We start from the raw sequence: 19,666 nt of genomic DNA on the forward strand, positions 1-19,666 counted from the left end.
ATGCTTGAATTTCGGGCTTTTTCTCCCATAAAATAGCTTTAAGGGCGCACTTCCTCTCGCTTGGAGGGTCGAGGGGTGCCGCGGTGGGCGGGAGGGGAGGGTCAGAGACGTCCGTTTTTCTGCTCGATTTTGAGCCATGCGATGCTGCGGACTGCCGGTATGAGCGCCAATGGGATAAAGGCCGGATTGAACTTTTGCGGCAGGAATGGCATCGCCACGAGGGTCGCCAACGTGACGAGCAGCAGCAGCGACATGAGCTGCGTCGTGATGCGCTTGCGGGGGGCAAATGCTTCGCACAGGGCAATGACCCACAGCAGGGGGTGGCACCACAAGACCGAGTAGTTGGGCGATGTGGCCGGGTGTATCGAGATGAAGATAAGGAAAAACAACACGCAGCCGAATAGCCCATAGAGCCCGAAGATCACATAGTCGGGGGCGCGTATGTGGCGGCCCCGGCCATACTCCCACATCGAGAATACGACGACAAGGGCGAAGAGCAGCGTGAAGACGACGGTGGGCGTAAACGGCGTCGGGGCGTTCTCGTCGAGAGCGCCTTGGGCACCGGCATAGGTATGGGTCTCTCCGGTCAATAACCGCACCGTACCGTCGCTTTCGATGATACGCGCCTCCTCGGCGCAACTGCGGTAAATCGAGGGGAGGAACATTTGTTCCCGAAGGGTGAGGGTGCGGTCGAGCGGAGCTCCCAATGCGAGGTCGATGCCGAAGGTCAGCCACGGGTGGTTGCGGGTGTGGCGGTGTATGAGCTCCCTGAATGTCGTCGTGGTCGTGTCGCTTGGGTTGTAGGCAATCTGGCCTGAGATGCAGCGCTCTATTTTGTCGCGCGGACGGGTGGCGCAGTTGTCGAAGAGAAAGTTGTAGCGGTAGATGCGTCGGCCGGGCTCCATGTTCAGGAGCAACGTGTCGAGCAGTCGGCCTGCCTCGTCGCCCGAGAGCAGAAGCTCCTGCTCATACACCGTGCTGCCGCGCAGCACATAGCTGTAAACGAAGTCTCTGTATCCTGCGGCACCGATGCTGTAATCGGTCTCCCCCTTGGTGAAACGGTAGAAAAAATGGGGGGCGTTGAAGTCGAACACGCCGTAGTGGAAGACAATATCGTTGCGGCCGTCGCGTATGCGTATGCCGGTGTGGCCGAAAAGCTCATACGACTGGCTTCCCGGTGCGGCCGTGAGGAGCGATACGCGCAGGCTGTCGACCCGCTCGGCTACGGCGGGAACGCAGAAAATAAGTGACAGCAGGCAAAAGTAAAACTTCCTCATGGCGTTTTTTCTGATGCGGCAATGCCGGGTTGTCCTTGTACGCTTCCCGGCGGCTTGTGTGCATTTTCGGCCGATAAAGGTACGCTTTTTTTCAAAAGTAACCATTGCTATCCCGCTCTTTTTGCATTTGTGCTCGATTCTGCGAAAAATATTTTCCTATTGTTTGCCGATTTCTGTGAAAATATCTAATTTTGAGAAAAAGAAAAACACAAGTAATCGAAATACTATGGAAACAATCAGATTTTCTTACGAAAAAGCCCTTGGTAAGGGGGCTGTTGAGGCTGTGGCCGCAGAAGCTGCCGCCGCACAGGAGACATTGCACGCCGGTAATGGCAAAGGAAACGACTTCTTGGGGTGGCTCCATCTGCCCTCGTCGATAACCCCGGCTTTCCTCGATGAGGTCGAGGCCGTGGCCGCCTCTCTGCGGGAACGTTGCGAGGTGGTTGTCGCTATCGGCATCGGCGGCAGCTACCTGGGTGCCAAAATGGTGGTGGAGGCGCTGTCCGACTCATTTGCCCACCTCAAAGCAGCCGGCGGCACACAAGTGCTTTTCGCCGGTCAGAACATCGGAGAAGACTACCTTTATGAATTGCAGGAACTTCTTCGCGGCAAACAGTTCGGCCTCATCAACATTTCCAAGTCGGGAACCACGACCGAACCGGCCATCGCTTTCCGCCTGTTGAAAAAACAACTCGAAGACCAGGTAGGAAAAGCCGAGGCACAAAAACGCATCGTGGCCGTGACCGACGCTGCCCGGGGTGCCCTGCGCAAACTGGCCGACATGGAAGGTTACAAGACCTTTGTCATTCCCGATAACGTGGGCGGGCGTTTCTCGGTGCTCACTCCCGTGGGTTTGCTGCCCATAGCCGTGGCCGGTTTCGACATCAAACAACTCGTGGGCGGCGCTGCCGACATGGAAAAAGCCTGCGCCGAAACGGTACCTGCCGGGCAAAATCTCGCCTTGCAATATGCTTCGGCCCGCAACGTGCTTTATCGCCAAGGCAAGAAGGTCGAAATTCTGGTCAACTTCAATCCGAAGCTGCACTTCCTCGCCGAGTGGTGGAAGCAACTCTATGGCGAGAGCGAAGGAAAAGACCACAAGGGTATATTCCCGGCTTCGGTCGATTTTACTACCGACCTCCATTCGATGGGTCAATGGATTCAAGATGGCGAACGCACGATTTTCGAAACCGTCGTTTCGGTGAAGAATATGAAGCACGAATTGGCGATTCCTGCCGATGAGGAGAATCTCGATGGCCTGAATTTCCTGGCCGGGAAGCGCATCGATGCCGTCAATAAGATGGCCGAATTGGGTACGCAGATTGCCCACGTCGACGGCGGCGTTCCCAACTTGAAGATAGAAATACCCGCCATTACCGAATATTATCTCGGGCAACTTATCTATTTCTTCGAGAAAGCCTGTGGCATTAGCGGCTATATGCTGGGTGTCAATCCGTTCGACCAGCCCGGTGTAGAGGCTTACAAGAAGAATATGTTTGCCTTGCTCGATAAACCCGGATACGAAGCCGAGAGCAAAGCCATCAAGGCTCGCTTGTAAACCGGACATGATGTAAAGCGGCCGCGCTTTTCGGGGCACGGCCGCTTTTTTCTAACAACCTTTTTTGACCGAATGACATCGGGCGACTTTTTAAAAATCTTTTATGGACAGAACGACAAGTATAATTCTCTTTATTGTTTGTGTAATTGCGGTTGTAATGCTCTCTTATTTCGATTTGCGTTCCGACGTGAATTCCTGGTGGCCTGCTTTGAAAAATTCATGGTTGGGCATTTTATTCTATCTGTCAATTTTGGCGGTTATCCTCCTTTTTGTATGGCTCTATTTCTTGGCGAATTGATGACGTGGAAAAATTTTTAACAGATTCTTATGGACAAAACGACAAGTATAATTCTCTTTATCGTCTCTTTGGCTGTTTTTGTGGCAATCATTTATTATTATGTGTTTTCCGATAAGGAATTCACTCGCTATTTTCTGAAAATGGCTGGTTTGGGAATTATAATTTTGGCGGTTGTCGTCCTTTTTATATGGCTCTACTTCTTGGCGACTTGATAAATAAAAACAGGCCGTTATTTTCATAACGACCTGTCTTGAAAAGCGAGCGGCAAACGGGGTTCGAACCCGCGACCCTCAGCTTGGGAAGCTGATGCTCTACCAACTGAGCTACTGCCGCCTGTTTCCTTGTTGGAAATGCGACAGCAAAGTTAGTACATTTTTCTCTTTTTGCAACAAAGAATGTGTTTTTTATTTATTCCTGTTGCTTCTGAGGCTGGTTACAGTCGTGCCGCTCTTTGGGGGCGCTTATTTCTTTTTCTTCTTTTGCCCTCTCTGCGTTTTTGTTTTTTTGTCACCATCTCCCAGTTTGTCTATACCGAACATGTCTTCGTAGGCACTGAACGGTGTGCGGGTGTCGTTTGCCTCTGACGAAGAGGCTCCCGTCTCCGGCTCTCGGCCTAAATTGCCGTTCCCCGGGGAAAATTCACCATTCGGGTCGCTCTCTCGTGGAATCATTCTGAGGCCGTTGGGGTCGATGGTTCCGGGATTCTGATAGGGACGGACATAGGTGCCCGGCGCGGCAAGCGGTCCTCGGCGGTAAGTGGCGAAGGGGATTCTTACGGGGGTGTTATCGATGTGCAGACCCTCATTTTCGATGGCATTGCGGACGATGGGGCTGAGTGTGCTCCTTTCGACTCGTATCGGCCTGTTGAAACGATAATAACCGATGTCTGGAATGGAGAGGTTGTCGGGGTGAGCGTTCGTTGTGCCATTTATCATTCCCGATTCGTCGGGAATTTCTCTGAATATTTTTCGCGTACCAGCTTTGTTCATTGCGTGACCAACTGCGGTGGTTCCCAAGCCGGTCATAGCTCCTATGGCGGCACCTCTCAATGCATTCGAGGCGATCTCTCCGGCCGTGAGGTCGTCGCCTAAAATGAGATTTTGTCCGATGTCGTTAGATGCCGAGCCGATACCTCCGGCGATTCCTTGCGCGGCGATGTTTTTACCCAAGCGGTTGAAAAAGGGCTGTGTGGCGCGTATGCCTTTCATGGGGAGGAGCAGAGAAGTCCCGATGTCGACGCCGGCACCCAAAGCCGTTTGGCCGAGGCGCTGTGCCGTGGAAACATCTTCTCCGGTTCTTTCTTCGATAAGGTCGGCCTGCATATTGGTGCGTGCCCAGTTTTGAATAGTCGCATCGCCCGTACCCCCTAAGATGGCAAAGGGTGCAGTAATCGGATTTCTTGTGGCCGCGGCGGTGATGAGTGTTTTGGGAATTTCCCAGCCGATGCTGCCCACCGTACCCCAGCCTTTGGTCGGCCGGTAGTTTTTCTGTTCTTCGATGGCTTCGGCCATGCGTTGGATGCCCGTGCCGCCTTGGGCGATGTAGTCGTTGCGCCAGGCTTCGGCCTCTTCGGGGGTAGCGCCCTTGTAGTATTGCTGTTGCATGGCATACAGTCCGCGTATTTTTTCAGAGTCTTTCAAGATGGCCGCTTCATCTTCGGGGGTTCCTTCGCCGGCTTCGATGCGGTTCTGACGTTCGGCAATGCCTCGGCGCAACGTTTTTATGGAGCGGTTTATCTCCTGCACGTTGCCCCGGCTCAGTTCGGGATTCTCGTCGAGCGCCTGCAAGCCGTACCGGATTTCGTCTTCGTAATTTATGTTTTTCAGGAAGCGTCCATAACCGTAGCTGTAATTGTTTTTCCATTGGTCGAACGCTTGCTTGAAACCTTCCCCGAATGTCGTAATGGGTTGCGGCTCGGCCGGTACACTGTCCGGTTGGACGTTTTGTGACAAGAGGGCGATGTTGGGGGCTTGCGGGTATTCTCCGGGTGTGAAATGGTACACGGGATAGGCGATGTAGTCTCGCGGGTCGGTCCAATACTCGGGAATGATATATTCGAGCGTGCTTGCCGGTTCGGGAGTGACCACCGACAGATTGTCGGCAGGCATTCCGTAGTGAGAATAGTGGCCCAGCTGTCGTTGCAGTGTACTGTCGATTCGGGCCCAAGGTTTATGTGGATTGCTCATGGATAATGGGGTTAGATGGGTGAATACATTCTTTCGACCTGTTTCTCGGCCTCTTGCGGGGTCATGCCGCGGGCAATCATCAGGTTGAAAAGGTGGAATTTCTGTTGGTCCGACGCATCGCGTGTTGAGCCTGTCGGCTCAACGGGGGTGAGTCGTCGGGGTGGGGGCGTCATTTGTGACGGCAGTCGCCGCAAGATATAGAGAAAGCCCTCTTGTTGCGGATAGTCGCGGTGTGAACGGCAATGTTGCACGATAAGTTCTTCGAGTCGTTGGCCATTGTCGCCCGGCAGTTCGATTTCATTCTCTTTCCGGGGCCTTTTTGCCAGCAGGGTGAGCGTTTCGCCCAGTTGGTCGAACAGGTTGGCCGGGTTGCTGTTACCGTGCAACTTCGACATGAGACTGTTGAAAAAGCCTTTTCCGGTTGCCACGCCGTGACGAATGTCGCGTGTCTCGCGGTCGGCATGTTCTGTTTTTTTCATATCTCCTCCTTTCTTATGGGTTTAAACTCCTGCTCCCAGTGCGCTGCCGGCACTTCCTACAAGGGCGGAGGCAATTCGTGTGTAATTGTCGAGTGCTTGTGACATGGAGTCGTGTGCCGCTTGTCGGAACTGGTTGGCTTGTTGCGCCCACAGGTTATATTCCTGGTTGTTGAGGGCCATGGAGTTGTTGATGTAATTGTTGAGCACGTTGCTTTTCCAGTTCGACATGTTTGCGCCTATCTGGCTGTAAGTGTTGCCCATGAGGGTGGCGGCATTGTTTTGTTGGGCGGCGAGAGCTTCGGGCGTGGAGCCCATGACGGCGGCCATGCTGTAATTCATCGCGTTTTGTTGACGCATCTGGTCCTGCATGCTGCGCATCATCGATTGCACGTCCGAGCGGTTCATGTAGTCTCCGTAATACTCGCTGTTAAAGAAATTGTCGAGTTGCGCTTGCTGGCTGTTGAGCGTGTTCAGTGCCTGGGTTTGAGCGTTTTCGGCTGCACGTCGGTTACGGGCGTTGCGGATAATGCCGCTGAGTAAATTGACAATCATAATATCTCTTCATTTTTTTTGAGGTTAATACTGCTTTTTGTAAAGAATCACATCACGCCGCAAATATCACCCCGTAAATTTGTGACTCGATGTGATATTTATAAAATCGTAGAAACTATGAAGAAAAACCAATCATTGCCGGACGGAAATCCGGCACACGGACCCCTCGACCGTCGCGAAGAGATGCTCGAACTTTGCTATAACCGACTGAAAGAATTGATACCCGAATGCACCAGTGAAGTAAATCTGTTGAAGTGCATCGAGATTCTCGAAAAACAGGGCCATGCTTCTGCCCAGGCGGAAGGCGAAGCGGCCTTGTCGGTGATTACCGACACGCTCGACCGACTGGCGGCCCTGCGCCGATGATTTGATAAAAAACACACCCGAGGTCGCCTTTGCCGCTGCATCTTTGCCGATAAAAAAAGGAATCATGAATCTGACCGCAGACGAAATCAATGACATGCTGGCCGAGAACGACCGTCGCAAGCGTCTCCGTTCGCAGCCTTATCACCCCGAGACGGGCGAAGGGGCTGTCGTGGGCGAACGCATCGTCATGCATCTGCCCGACGCACCGATACCGTTGCAGCATATCCCGCGGGAGATGCTCGACGAGGTCGAGCTCGTGCAGGGGCTGCGCCGGTGCGGTTCCATCGCCTCTTTTATCGAGAAGGAACTGGGACGTTTGCCCTGTACGCATTGGAAAGAAGAGGTGTGGCGGCGTTGGGTGAAGGTGCGTATCCGGTACGATTTCGAGTTTTGGGCCGTGATGTTTGTCCGCATCAAGGACAAGATGGGCGATGGCGATGTGCCGTTCCGGCTCAATCTCCCGCAGCGCAAGTTGCTCATGCGGCTCGAATCGCAGCGTCGTGCCGGGAAACCCGTGCGCCTGATTTTGCTGAAAGCCCGCCAGTGGGGCGGTTCCACGCTCGTGCAGCTCTATATGGCCTGGATACAGCTGGTGCACCGCAAGAACTGGCACAGTGTGATATGTGCCCACCTCAAAGATGCGGCAGCGCATATAAAAGGAATATACACCAAGTTGCTCGACAATTATCCCGCTTGGCTCATGCCCGATGGGGTGGCTCCCCGCTTCCGCCCATACGAGCGTACCGGCAATACTTCGGTCATCGAAGGGTCGGGTAGCCGGGTGACTGTCACCTCGGCCGAGACCCCCGAGTCGGTGCGGGGGTCCGATGCCGTCATGGCCCATCTTTCCGAGGTCGCTTTTTGGCCCCGCACCCGACTGCGCTCGCCCGAGTCGCTGGTGCGCGCCATCTGCGGGTCGGTGGCTTTGCTGCCCGACTCGCTCGTGGTCATGGAGAGCACGGCCAACGGCACGGGAAACTATTTCCACCAGGAGTGCGAGCGCGCCAAGCGGGGCGAGAGCGACAAGGAGTTCTTGTTCGTTCCCTGGTACGACATCGAGATGTATGCCCTGCCGGTCGACGACCCCGCGGCCTTTGCCGCGTCGCTCGACGACTACGAACGTTCCTTGTGGCAGCGCGGCGCCACCCTCGAAGCGATTGCCTGGTACCGGCAGAAGCGCAAGGAGTATCCCGACCATGCCGACATGATGGCCGAATACCCTTCCGATGATGTCGAGGCGTTCAATCACAGCGGTGAACGTGTCTTCGACATACGGCAGGTGCAGCGGTTGCGGGAGAACTGCCGACCGCCCGACCGGGTGGGCGAACTTTATGGCGCCAAGACCTTCGGCCGGGAATCGCTGCAAGAGCTGCATTTTGTCGATGAGGCGGCCGGGAAGTTGCAGGTGTGGGCACTGCCCGACGATGCGGCGCGAGTCCGTGACCGTTATGTCGCCGTTGTCGACATCGGTGGCCGGTCGGTCTCGGCCGACTATTCGGTGATTGTCGTCTTCGACCGCTATTGGCAGATGTATGGCGGGGTGCCCGAGGTCGTCGCACAGTGGCGCGGGCACATCGACCACGACCTGTTGGCCTGGAAAGCGGCCCAAATCGCCGCATTCTATCAGGAAGCCCTGTTGGTCATCGAGAGCAATACCCTCGAAACCGAACACACCGACGGCGAGCATACCGAGTATATACTCGATACCCTCTCCGATGCCTATTCGCACCTCTATGCGCGCACCTCTTCCGAGATGATTCGCTCCTCGGCGCCTTCGCGCTGGGGCTTTCACATGAACCGTTCGACCAAAACGCTTATCATCAACCATCAGATACAGATGCTGCGCGAGAGCGGCTATGTAGAGCGAGACCTGCTGGCCTGCTACGAGCACGACGTTTTCGAACGCAAACCCAACGGCAGTTTCGGCGCCATGGACGGCCACCACGACGACATACTCATCACCCGCTGCATCGGCACCTATATCTGTTATACCGAGCCGTTGCCCGTACCGGTCGGCGATAACCGAAAGAGCCGCCGCCGACCATCACAACCTCTCAGTGAGGCCAGTATGTAGAGAAAAATAATAAAATCGGCAGCAAAAAATTTGGGTTATTGAAAATTAGTGCATAACTTTGCGGCTCTTATTCCGTGACGGGTACATAAGAGCGGTTCACGACGAACGGCCACCCGGCGGAGGTAACCTGTAATTATTTAAACAGATGTACGTAATTGTAGAAATCCAAGGACAGCAGTTCAAAGCCGAAGCCGGCAAGAGACTCTATGTTCACCGTTTGGACGCTGAGCAAGGTGCTGCTGTCGAGTTTGACAAAGTATTGTTGGTCGACAACGACGGAGCCGTAAAAGTTGGTGCTCCCACCGTAGAAGGTGCAAAGGTCGTTTGCGAAGTCCTCTCTCATCTCAAAGGCGAACGTATCATCGTCTTCAAGAAGAAAAGAAGAAAAGGTTATCGTAAACGCAACGGTCACCGTCAATGCTTTACCGAAGTGTTAATTAAAGATATTGTTGCTTAAACCACTGATTAAACGAGAAGAAAATGGCACACAAGAAAGGTGTCGGTAGTTCAAAGAACGGCCGCGAATCAGAAAGTAAAAGATTAGGTGTGAAAGTCTTTGGCGGACAAGTAGCGAAAGCTGGAAATATCCTCGTGCGTCAGAGAGGTACGGTACACCACCCCGGAGTAAACGTAGGTATGGGCAAAGACCACACCTTGTTTGCACTCATCGACGGTGTCGTAGTGTTCCGTAAGAAACAAGACAACCGTTCATACGTTTCGGTTGAACCCCAAAACTAAGAATATTCCTCAGAGGTGACGCTTGTCGTTGCAAACAAGGAACATAGAAAAGTCAAGGAAACAGGGTATCGGTTATGCCGATACCCTGTTTCGTTTTGAGGACTCGCTTTCTTCCCGCAGAGAGGTTCCTCTTTTGACTCTTTTTCACCTCTTTATCGACAATAATAATTTGAGGGTCGCCTCGAAAAGCGTATCTTTGCGCCCAAATATAAATTCGGTTTAGCCTATGACGATGCATGCCACCCCCGAACGTCCTTGTCGCGTACTTTTTGTCTGCTTGGGCAACATCTGCCGTTCCCCGGCCGCCGAAGGCATTATGCGACACATGGTCGAGGAGCGTGGCCTCTCGACCGCGTTTTACATCGACTCGGCCGGTACTTACGGCGGCCATGCCGGAGAGCTGCCCGATGCCCGCATGCGCAGCCATGCCGCGCGGCGGGGTTATCGTCTCGACCATCGTTCCCGTCCCATAACGGCTGACGACTTCGACCGCTTCGATGTCATCATAGGCATGGACGACATGAATATCGAGAACTTGCGCCGTTTGGCACCCGATGCCGACTCCCTGTCGAAGATTCACCGCATGACCGACTATGCTCGCCGGTATGGCCACGATTATGTGCCCGACCCCTATTACAGTGGAGCCGATGGTTTTGAGCTGGTGCTCGATTTGCTCGAAGATGCGTGCGGCGGGCTGATAGATGCCCTTTCGGCCCCCGATGCTTAATCGGCAGGAACTTAATTTTTTTTGCTTATGAAGAAATGGATATTTTTGATATGTCTCCTTTTCTCTTGTGAGAGTTGGATAGCTGCTCGCTCCCACACCGATGGAGATACTTTGACACAGATTTTCCCCGACATCGAGGCGGTGCGACAGGCGGTGCAGAATCCCGAGTCGCCCTGTTTCTATCCACGGCTCATTGCCCGGTACATGCAGCGTGATACCACGCTTACCACCGAGGAATACCGTTGCCTCTATCTGGGCTATTCGTTCCAAGACGATTATGACCCTTATCGGGTGTCGTCTTACGAAATGTCGCTCGATACCCTTTATCGGCGCAATGACCTCACGGCGGCCGAATGCGAGAAACTCATTCGATATGCCGGTCAGGTGTTGGCCGACAATCCTTTCGACCTGCGCCGCATGGCCGTCCTGGTCTATGCCAACACGATGCTCGGCAATCACGCCGAAGTGAATTTCTGGCAGACACGCATTCACCATCTTGTCGATGCCATACTCTCTACCGGAGACGGTCGCACGCCCGAGACAGCCTGGTATGTTATCGAGCCGGTACATGCCTATGATATACTCAATACGTTAGGTGTCGTTGCCGAAGCCTACGAGTTCGAGCCCCCATGTTACGATTACATTCAGGTTTATGACCTCATTGGCAATGCTCGCGGGTTTTACTTCAATGTCAGCCGCATACTCGAAGAGTACCAGCGTAAGTTTGGCACGGAGTGAGCGGCTGAGCTGGAACAAGGAAATGAAAAAGGAGGGGAAATTTCCCCTCCTTTTTCATTTTTGTATCTTGAATATCGGAAAAATCCGGTTCAGCGGTTTGTCGGGCAATGTTATTTCCAAACCGTCGGCCGTGCGGGAGAATTTTCGCGTTGCGGAACCATTCGGGTACCTGATAGGACGACAATGACTCCCATGTGGGTCGGAATTGCCCCTGCATCATGGGCTCATCGTCTTCTGTGACGGGTACTTGATAAGTCTGTGCCGACATGAGTCCGGCGGAGAAAATCAGTGATAAGGAAAAGAGTTTGAGTTTCATGGCAGTTTTTCAGGTATCTCTGTTTTTAACAAAGATAGTGATAATAAGAGACAAATAGATATTTGCCGGGAAATTTTCACACGACAATGATGAGCCCCCTTTCTCCATGACGAGTGGCGGGAAATCTTCCCGCCACTCGTCATGGAGAGAATTGGACAACAAAGAAATTTATTGTGCCGACAGCAGGGCTTGCAAAAGCGGTTGCTGTAATGCCTGGGCTCCATTTGAGCCGTTCGGGCTTGTGAGCCCGAGGGCTTGCTGCTTTTGTCTCTCTTCTTTTTCTTTCTCGATGCTTTGCAGCAGACGGTCGGAGAAGGGGAAGGCTCCGTTTTCGAGCAAGGTTTCGAGGGAGATTTGTCCCATGCGGAAGAGTTGCAGCAAGAACTCGTTCGAGGCCGAACGGAATACCGGCGAGGCTGTCGACTCGGTGATGTTGATGTCGACCTCGGCGTGCTGCACTTCGTCGGGCGTGTAAGGTACCTGGCTCTCGTCGACCTTGTCGCCGGCAATGTCGAGGTAACGTTGGCGGTCGTAGTATTGCTGCACGGTTTTCAGCAGTTTGGTGTCGCGATTTTCCCGGAAACTTTTGAACGACTCGAAGATGTCGATGAGGTTGATGCCGGCATTCTGCACCTGTTGCATGTAGAGGTTGGCCGGCGTCCCGGGCGAGGGTGTCTGTCCCTGCATGGCGCCGTGCACGCCCGATATGTCGTCGAGCAGTTTCATTTGCAGGTTGAGCAGTTCGTATGCGCCCACGTTGGTGGCGTTCACGGCAACTTGCTGCGGCAGGGCTTCGCCCGGCTTGGGCTTGAAGAGAATCACCCCGTTGTAGCGGGTCCACTCTTCGGCGATGTCTTCGATGGTCATGCCATCGGGAATTTGGTTCTCGGGGAAGAGAAGTACCCCTTTGGCGCTCGACCCCATGATGAAGTCGACCAGGGTGATGAGGCGGTTGATGTAGCGTTGCTGGTCGATGACATCTTCGACAAATGAGTGTATCTCCCCGTCGATGAGCGGGTAGAGTTTGAAAGCATAAGGGTGTTCGCCGTGCCAGTAGGGCGTTTCTCCCTCGGCCAGTACCTCCCCGAAGGGGGTGAAGAAGCGGTAGTACCAGAATTGGTCGACAAACCATTCGGTATCGATGAGGGGTACATCTTCCCGTGCGATGCCTCTGCTGCGGGCCTCGTTGATGCGCCGGCGGTTTTCCTCGGCGATTTCGTCGGCACGGGCGACCTCTTCCTTGTAATAGCTTCCCGAGAGCCGGTCGTGGCACCTGAGCCGTTCCCGGCTTTCGAGACGCCACACCTCGATGATGCGGCACAGGTGCGTGTCGGCGGGCATGAAAAAGTCGATGTTGTCGAGTCGTTCGCTCGACAGGTTCTCGTAGTTTTCCCTGATGTGGCTCTCGGTGGCGTTGCCGTACATTTCGCGCAACTCTTCTCCGCGTTTGCGTGAGCCGTGGGCAAAGTGCGTGAGCACTTGGGCGACAGGCACGTCGTGCAGTTCGCCGATGAGGGTGCAATCCCAGTGTCGCGGGTCTTCGATGTTGTTGAAGAAGATGCGATTGGGATTTACCTCGTCGATCCACACATCGGTTTTGTCGTGCCGTTTCCCGTACCCTATTTTATGGAAGCAGCTTCCCGAGATGAGGAACTCTTCGAGCGAGCGTCCGTCGATTTCCCACAGGTGGTTGTGTTGGTGCACATATTGCAGGGCCGCGCTCAGGACCTCGCTCAGCGGCTGGTCTTTCCGGTTGCGGGCGATGCACACCGGTTGGGTCTGTACCGAACGGAACTGGCCCACGACATTTTTTACCAGTTTGCGTATCAGGTTGTTTTTCAGCGGGACTTTCCCTTGCTCTTTCAAGTATTGCTCTTCGCTCAGGGTGCGTCCGTCGGGCAGGTCGATGTTGTCGCCCCATTGGTTGCCGAAGGTGTAATTGCGGCTGCGGGTGCGGGTATGGCGGTAACGGTCGAGGTTGTCCCAGGCGCGTTTGGCTTGCCACAAGACTTCGAGGTCGGTCTCGTCGGGCTCTTTTTTCCCTTGTGTATCGACCGAGGCGATGCTTTTCCCGGGCTGCTGTTGCGGCATCAGGTTCCGGTTGTTGAAAATGCGATAATTGGTTTCTTTCATAAAAATATAAAATTGGTTTGACGTGGAGCGGCCGGGCCGCAATGATTTTTCACGGGACAAATAAAGCGATGAATTTTCCCCGCGGCATGTGAAGTTTATAAAAAGCGTCCGCCTGCGACCGATTTGATAAATTCCCCACGGAGCCCCTTGGCTCGTGGCATACATTTGTTGCTGTCATAACCAACTTTTAAATTACGAAAATATGCAAGACCAAAAACGATTACAGATAACCGGTATGTCGGCTCTTTTGCCGCCGGCAATTTCAACCGACGGGGAGTGCAGTCATGTTGTCAATCTCCGTTGCCGCGATGGCGTGTGGTCTCCAGTCGGCACGCCGGCCTGTTGCTACACGCCGACCGATGCGTCGCATCGCCTTGTCTTCGTCCATGTGAACGAGGCTTACAAGCACTATTTTACCTACGACGGTACGACTCTCTTTTATGAAGCAGAGGAGACCGATGGCGCGATTGTGCCCCTGAAAAGCCCTTCGGGTTTTCAAATCTCCGGATTGGAGCGCATCGAGGCGGTGGGAAATGCCATGGTTGTCTTCACCGATAAGGAGATGCAATACCTTTTCTATGTCGACGGCACCTATCGCTTTCTCGGAGAGCGCCCCGATTTTCCCGAGATTACATTTACCCTGAAAGAGAAGACCTCCCGCTCGGAATTTTGGAACGACTATGTGCTGGTCTCCTCTTCTACGCCCGATGCAAACTTTATCCTCTCCGACAACGATAAGTTGCGGTTCACCTCCTTGGTTTACGGTACATACAGCCGGGCCAAGAGTGCGTTGCTCGACGATGGATACCTTTCTTTCCCGTTTATGGTGCGCTATGCCCTGCGGCTTTATGACGACAGCTATATCTATCCCTCGCCCCCTGTGCTGATGTGTGGTTCCGATGTTTTGCCTTTCGATAATAACTTGGCTTCGATGTGCAAGGTCGATGATAAGAAGGTGGTGCAACTCTATCACAACCCCTTCACCCTCTCGGGAGAGAAGGTCTATTACACCGTGAACAAGGCCAATCTCGAAGCGTGGAGCGATGTGATAAAGGGGGTTGATGTCTTTTTCTCCCGGGAGTTGCCCGTAGTGAAAGATGCTACCATCGAGTCATATTACCTCGTTCAGGAGCCTGACGGAAATGGAGACCCGGTGCCGGTCATGCGGTTTGCGATGCCTTTGCTTCCGGACGATGAACAACGGGAGCAGATTGTGAACGAGTCGCTCTTTTATAAAGTGGCCTCGTTCGACATAGAAGAGTTGACGGCCGACCCCGAGACGTCGGCTCCGTTGACCTATACCTGCTCGCTCTCGAACCTTGTGCAGCAGCGCAATCTCCCGCTCGACAACTTCTCACTGCATACCCTTCGGGCCAAGGAGTCGTGTGTTTACAATGGACGCCTTCACTTGGGGAATGTGACGACCCGCTTTTTCGATGGGTATCCGCTTTCACTTTTCTCGACGGAACAAGAGAATTATCGAGGAAGTACACCTACATCTCATTCCATGCAGGGCTTTATGCGGATAACACTGAAAGGAACGACAGGGCAGAGCCAGATGTTTGTCCCTTTCGAGCCTGGTACATATCGACTCACACCTTATCTTTCCTATCCCGACAGTCGGGCTGTGAGAATTGAGATTTTGGGCTTTAATCAATCGGGATCTCCCCGTTATTATGGCCGATTTCCACTGAAAGCCGCACCCAACGAAAACATGGCATATTATCTCAATCCCGAATTTTCTCCCATACAACTGACCTTGGACTTTTCTTCAATGGACGGGTCATTTCAACCTGAGGTAAAAAATCCCGAAGAGCACATTCCCGGCAAGTTGCGGGTATCGGCCGTGTATAATCCGTTTACCTTCCCCCAGACCCTCACCTATACGCTCTCCTCGGGGGCGATTCTCGGCATGGCGGCGGCAACGGCAGCCCTCTCGCAAGGACAGTATGGCGAGTTCCCCCTTTATGTCTTTACCAGCGATGGCATATGGGCTTTGCGGCAGGGCAGCGGCGAGGTGTTGTATGCCAGCCAGTCGCCGGTGAATCGCGAAGTGGCCCTTTCGCCCCGACACATCATCTCGGTCGATGATGCCGTGCTCTATCTCTCCGACCAGGGATTGATGGCCTTGCTCGGTTCCGATTCGGAACTCTTGTCGCGACCCTTCGACGGGACTCCCGATACCCTGCCGGGGCCGGCTCTTTCGGTGCTCGATGCAATGGAGCCGGTGATGACGTCGGCCGTCGACAATACGCCCTTCCGCACGTTTGTGGAGAATGCCGAGATAGGATATAATTACATCGAGAAGGAGTTGCTTTTCCTGTCGCCGGGCTATTCCTATATGTGGGTGTTCGATTTGTTGTCGGCGCAATGGACGCGGCGCAGTGCCTCGTATGTCTCGTTTTATTCGCTTTATCCGACATTGTTGGCCGTCGATGATGAGTCGCGGGTGTATGACCTGTGCGATGAGCAGGCGGCCAATAGGGTGGAGGTGGCGCTTGTGACACGGGCCATCAAGCTGTTGCCCGATGTGGAGAAACGGATACCCCGGTGGGCCTTGCGTTGCAGCGACGATAACGCCTCGCTCGCCTTTTCGCTTTGGGCCTCGAACCGCGCCGATGAGGGATATGGAGCCATTTTCAGGGCACGAGCCGAAGGGGCTATCCCCGGCCGCGTTTCCTTGCGTACCATAGCTCCGCCATATAAATATCATCGGCTTTCGCTCTCGGGCGTGGTCTCTTCTCGGTTCCATCTCGATGCCGTCGATGTGGTGTACGAGCCGGTGTATTCATCGAAGCTCATATAAAAGTCCCCCTCGCCGCACACTCCTGTGCGGCGAGGGGGACTCGATGAGAAATTGTCGCAGGTCAGAACATTTGTGCCACCCGCTTTACGGCGGCGACAAAAGCCTCGCACTCTTCGATGGTGTTGTAGAGGGCAAAAGAGGCGCGCAGCGTGCCTACGATGCCAAAGCGTTCCATGAGCGGTTGGGCGCAATGGTGACCCGAACGCAGGGCAAATCCCAGCTTGTCGAGCAGCATGCCCATGTCGTAGGGGTGAATGTCGCGGACGAGAAACGAGATGACGCCGCATTTCTGAGGGGCGGTCCCGTAAATGCGTATGCCGTCGATTTCTTCCAGCAGCCGGCGGGTGGTATATTGCAGCAGCTCCTGTTCGTGGGCGGCGATGTTTTCTATGCCGATGCGGTCGATGTAGTCGAGGGCACTGGCAAAGGCCATCGTACCGATGTAATCGGGTGTCCCTGCCTCGAACTTGAACGGCAGCTCGTTGAAGGTCGTCTTCTCGAAGGTCACATGCCCTATCATCTCGCCGCCACCTTGATAAGGGGGTATGGCATTGAGCCATTTCTCTTTGCCGTAGAGGACGCCGATGCCCGTGGGCCCATACATTTTATGAGCCGAGAGCACATAGAAGTCGACGTCGAGTGCCTGCACGTCGACCCGGTGGTGCAGGGCGCCTTGTGCGCCGTCGATGAGCACCGGTACCTGGTGGCGGTGGGCCATGTCGATAATCTCCTTGATGGGATTGACCGTTCCCAGGACATTCGACACATGGGTGATGGAGACCAGTCGGGTCTTTTCGTTGAAAGCCGAGGCAAGCGCCTCCATGTCGAGCACGCCCCGGTCGTCGATGGGTATGACGCGCAAGGCAATCTTCCGCTCGCTTTGCAGCAGTTGCCACGGCACGATGTTGGCGTGGTGTTCCATCTCCGAGATGATGACTTCGTCGCCGTCGTGGAGGAATGCCTCTCCGAAGGAGTGCGCCACGAGATTGATCGACTCGGTCGTGCCGCGGGTGAAGATAATCTCTTTTTCGCTGGCGGCGTTGAGGAATTGTTGTACGCGTCGGCGCGCATGTTCATGACCGTCGGTGGCTTCTTGGCTCAGGCGGTGCACGCCGCGGTGCACGTTGGCATTGATGCGGGTGTAGCCGTCGGTGATGGTCTCGATGACGCAGCGCGGTTTCTGGGAGGTGGCGGCATTGTCGAGGTAGACCAGCGGCTTGCCGTAGACTTCACGCGCAAGAATGGGAAAGTCTTCTCTTATTTTGTCGATGTCGAGCATGATATGTCTCCTTCCTTTATTGGCAGATGCGGCAGCCGGCACATTTGTCGAGGGTGCCTCTGAACCGGCGTTCGACCATCTTGTGCAACCTCTCCCGCAGGCTTTCGATGCGCACCTTCTCGATGACATCGTGTGTGAAGGCCACCATGAGCAACATGCGGGCTTCGGCTTCGGGTATTCCTCGCGAACGCATGTAGAAAAGGGCGTTCGTGTCGAGTTGCCCGGTCGTTGCGCCGTGGCTGCACTTCACGTCGTCGGCATAGATTTCGAGTTGCGGTTGGGTATAGATGTGAGCCTCCTTGGTGGTGCAGAGGTTGCGGTTGGTCTGTATGGCTGAGGTCTTTTGGGCGCCCTGTCGCACGAGAATGCGGCCGTTGAATACCCCTGTGGCCGAGTCTTCGAGTACATACTTGAAGAGCTCGTCGCTGGTGCAGTGGGCGGCTTTGTGGTCGATGAAGGTGAAGTTGTCGACGGCCTGACGCTTGTCGGCCACCGCCATGCCGTAGAGATGCGTCTCGGCGCCTTCGCCTTCGAGCGTGATGGTGAAGTTGTTGCGCGTGTAGCCGTTGTGCAGGGTGATGCCGTTGACCAGCACGTTCGATGAGCGTTCTTGGCGTATGAACGTCGATGCGACGCGATGGGTGTTGAGGGTCGACTCTTCGAGGTCGTAGTAGTCGAACTTGGCGTCGGGACCTACAAAAATCTCATTGACAGCCGAGGTCAGGAAATGCCCTTTGTCGAGCGTGTGGTCACATGCGAGCAGATGGGCCTGTGCCCCCTCTTCGAGCACGATGAGCATGCGCAGGTTGGCCATGAAGTCGTGCGAGCCGTGGGTGAGGTGTACGATTTGCAGCGGCTCTTCGATTTTTACATGACGGGGCACATAGAGAAAGAATCCGTCTTGCACGAGGGCCGTGTTGAGTGCCACGGTGCCGTCTTTCCCGGTGCCGGCCAGGCGGCCGTAGTAGCGGTCGACCAAGTCGGGGTAGCGGGTGGCTGCTTCGCAGAGGCTGCAAGCCAATACGCCCTCGGGCAGGGGCTTGGTGTTGTTGCCCGAGAATATGTCGCCGACGAAGAAGTAGGGCTGGCTTTCGAGGTCGGGAACGGCACATCGGAAACTCTCTTTTATTGTGGCTTGCGGGGCGATGCGTGCCAAGTTGAGCCCGTAGTCGGGCGCATAGAAGGCTTCGATGTCGGTGTGCAGGAACTCCTCTTGCCGCTTGTGGGGCAAACCCAGCCGTTCGAAGTCGCGCATGGCGGCATCGCGTCGGCTGTTCAACACGGCAGCCGAGTGGCGGTCGATGAGTTCCCGGTGCTGGCGGTAGAGGTCGATATATTGTTGTGCGGCATTCATAGGTGAAAGTTTTTAAGCGTCAACCTCTTTTTTTATCCAGTCGTAGCCCTTCTCTTCGAGTTCGAGCGCCAACTCGGGGCCGCCCGATTTGACGATGCGGCCCTTGTAGAGTACATGCACGAAGTCGGGGGCGATGTAGTCGAGCAGCCGCTGGTAATGGGTGATGACGATGGTGGCGTTTTGGTCCGATTTCAGTTGGTTGACCCCTTGCGATACGATGCGCAGGGCGTCGATGTCGAGGCCGCTGTCGGTCTCGTCGAGAATCGACAGCCGGGGTTGCAACATGGCCATCTGGAATATCTCGTTCCGTTTTTTCTCTCCGCCCGAGAATCCTTCATTGACCGAGCGGCTGGCCAGTTTGTTGTCGAGCTCGACAATGGCGCGTTTTTCGCGCATCATTTTCAGGAAATCGGTGGCCGACAGAGGTTCTTCGCCCCAGTATTTGCGTTTGGCATTGATGGCGGCACGCATGAAATTGACCATGCTGACTCCCGGTATCTCCACCGGGTATTGGAAACTGAGGAAGAGCCCTTCGTGGGCGCGGTCTTCGGGTGAGAGCGACAGCAGGTCTTTCCCGCAAAATTCGACACTTCCCTCGGTGACTTCAAAAGCCGGATTCCCGGTGAGTACCGACGACAGCGTGCTTTTTCCCGAACCGTTGGGCCCCATGATGGCGTGCACCTCTCCTTGTTTTACCGTCAGGTCGATGCCTTTCAATATCTCTTTGCCGTTGATGCTGGCGTGCAGATTTTTTATGGTGAGCATATGTCAGTATTTTTTTATTC

16 protein-coding genes and 1 tRNA gene are annotated in these 19,666 nt (G+C 54.5%); 8 read left to right on the top strand and 9 right to left on the bottom strand.

The window, feature by feature from the left end:
• Positions 1 to 101: 101 nt before the first annotated feature.
• Entirely contained in the window at positions 102 to 1,277 is a 1,176-nt protein-coding gene (locus tag IAD09_00295; GenBank protein HIT80678.1) for a DUF4105 domain-containing protein, read from the bottom strand.
• 226 nt (positions 1,278 to 1,503) lie between these two features.
• Here IAD09_00295 and IAD09_00300 point away from each other — a divergent pair, with 226 nt between their 5' ends.
• Positions 1,504 to 2,835 (top strand): glucose-6-phosphate isomerase, encoded by a 1,332-nt coding sequence (locus IAD09_00300; GenBank protein ID HIT80679.1) that lies wholly within the window; start codon positions 1,504 to 1,506, stop codon positions 2,833 to 2,835.
• A gap of 558 nt (positions 2,836 to 3,393) precedes the next feature.
• Here IAD09_00300 and IAD09_00305 read toward each other — a convergent pair.
• The 4 genes from IAD09_00305 to IAD09_00320 all read right to left on the bottom strand — a co-directional run bounded on the left by IAD09_00305 (position 3,394) and on the right by IAD09_00320 (position 6,350).
• A tRNA-Gly gene (locus IAD09_00305) sits at positions 3,394 to 3,466 on the bottom strand.
• A gap of 128 nt (positions 3,467 to 3,594) precedes the next feature.
• A complete protein-coding gene (locus IAD09_00310) occupies positions 3,595 to 5,319 on the bottom strand; it encodes a hypothetical protein (protein ID HIT80680.1) in 1,725 nt (574 codons plus the stop codon).
• Between the two features lie 11 nt (positions 5,320 to 5,330).
• Positions 5,331 to 5,798, bottom strand: a complete 468-nt coding sequence (locus IAD09_00315; GenBank protein HIT80681.1) for a hypothetical protein — start codon at positions 5,796 to 5,798, stop codon at positions 5,331 to 5,333.
• A gap of 21 nt (positions 5,799 to 5,819) precedes the next feature.
• Positions 5,820 to 6,350: a hypothetical protein gene (locus IAD09_00320; protein ID HIT80682.1), complete on the bottom strand. Its 531-nt coding sequence runs from the start codon at positions 6,348 to 6,350 to the stop codon at positions 5,820 to 5,822.
• Between the two features lie 117 nt (positions 6,351 to 6,467).
• On the opposite strand from IAD09_00320, the gene IAD09_00325 reads away from it, so the two are divergent.
• The 6 genes from IAD09_00325 to IAD09_00350 all read left to right on the top strand — a co-directional run bounded on the left by IAD09_00325 (position 6,468) and on the right by IAD09_00350 (position 10,993).
• The gene (locus IAD09_00325) at positions 6,468 to 6,716 is read left to right on the top strand and encodes a hypothetical protein (GenBank protein ID HIT80683.1); all 249 of its coding nucleotides are present in this window, start codon (positions 6,468 to 6,470) and stop codon (positions 6,714 to 6,716) included.
• 64 nt (positions 6,717 to 6,780) lie between these two features.
• The gene (locus IAD09_00330) at positions 6,781 to 8,790 is read left to right on the top strand and encodes a hypothetical protein (GenBank protein HIT80684.1); all 2,010 of its coding nucleotides are present in this window, start codon (positions 6,781 to 6,783) and stop codon (positions 8,788 to 8,790) included.
• A 145-nt stretch (positions 8,791 to 8,935) separates the two neighbouring features.
• Positions 8,936 to 9,247 carry a 50S ribosomal protein L21 gene (gene rplU, locus IAD09_00335; protein HIT80685.1) on the top strand — a complete coding sequence of 104 codons (312 nt, stop codon included), beginning with the start codon at positions 8,936 to 8,938 and terminating at the stop codon, positions 9,245 to 9,247.
• 23 nt (positions 9,248 to 9,270) lie between these two features.
• Positions 9,271 to 9,528 (top strand): 50S ribosomal protein L27, encoded by a 258-nt coding sequence (rpmA, locus tag IAD09_00340; GenBank protein ID HIT80686.1) that lies wholly within the window; start codon positions 9,271 to 9,273, stop codon positions 9,526 to 9,528.
• A gap of 232 nt (positions 9,529 to 9,760) precedes the next feature.
• Positions 9,761 to 10,255: a low molecular weight phosphotyrosine protein phosphatase gene (locus tag IAD09_00345; GenBank protein ID HIT80687.1), complete on the top strand. Its 495-nt coding sequence runs from the start codon at positions 9,761 to 9,763 to the stop codon at positions 10,253 to 10,255.
• 27 nt (positions 10,256 to 10,282) lie between these two features.
• Positions 10,283 to 10,993, top strand: coding sequence for a DUF4919 domain-containing protein (locus IAD09_00350; GenBank protein HIT80688.1), 711 nt, complete (start codon positions 10,283 to 10,285; stop codon positions 10,991 to 10,993).
• A gap of 484 nt (positions 10,994 to 11,477) precedes the next feature.
• Here the strand turns inward: IAD09_00350 and IAD09_00355 are convergent, their stop codons facing one another.
• Entirely contained in the window at positions 11,478 to 13,442 is a 1,965-nt protein-coding gene (locus IAD09_00355) for a hypothetical protein (GenBank protein ID HIT80689.1), read from the bottom strand.
• 202 nt (positions 13,443 to 13,644) lie between these two features.
• On the opposite strand from IAD09_00355, the gene IAD09_00360 reads away from it, so the two are divergent.
• Positions 13,645 to 16,248 (top strand): hypothetical protein, encoded by a 2,604-nt coding sequence (locus IAD09_00360; protein HIT80690.1) that lies wholly within the window; start codon positions 13,645 to 13,647, stop codon positions 16,246 to 16,248.
• Positions 16,249 to 16,309: 61 nt separating this feature from the next.
• On the opposite strand, the gene IAD09_00365 is transcribed toward IAD09_00360, so the two are convergent.
• The 3 genes from IAD09_00365 to sufC are packed head-to-tail and all read right to left on the bottom strand — an operon-like array spanning position 16,310 to position 19,646.
• On the bottom strand, positions 16,310 to 17,527 hold the full coding sequence (locus IAD09_00365; protein ID HIT80691.1) for a cysteine desulfurase: 1,218 nt from the start codon (positions 17,525 to 17,527) through the stop codon (positions 16,310 to 16,312).
• Positions 17,528 to 17,543: 16 nt separating this feature from the next.
• Positions 17,544 to 18,881, bottom strand: coding sequence for a Fe-S cluster assembly protein SufD (sufD, locus tag IAD09_00370; GenBank protein HIT80692.1), 1,338 nt, complete (start codon positions 18,879 to 18,881; stop codon positions 17,544 to 17,546).
• A gap of 12 nt (positions 18,882 to 18,893) precedes the next feature.
• Positions 18,894 to 19,646 (bottom strand): Fe-S cluster assembly ATPase SufC, encoded by a 753-nt coding sequence (gene sufC, locus IAD09_00375; GenBank protein HIT80693.1) that lies wholly within the window; start codon positions 19,644 to 19,646, stop codon positions 18,894 to 18,896.
• Positions 19,647 to 19,666: the final 20 nt, after the last annotated feature.

This window comes from Candidatus Caccoplasma merdavium (assembly GCA_018715595.1).
GTDB lineage: Bacteria > Bacteroidota > Bacteroidia > Bacteroidales > UBA11471 > Caccoplasma > Caccoplasma merdavium.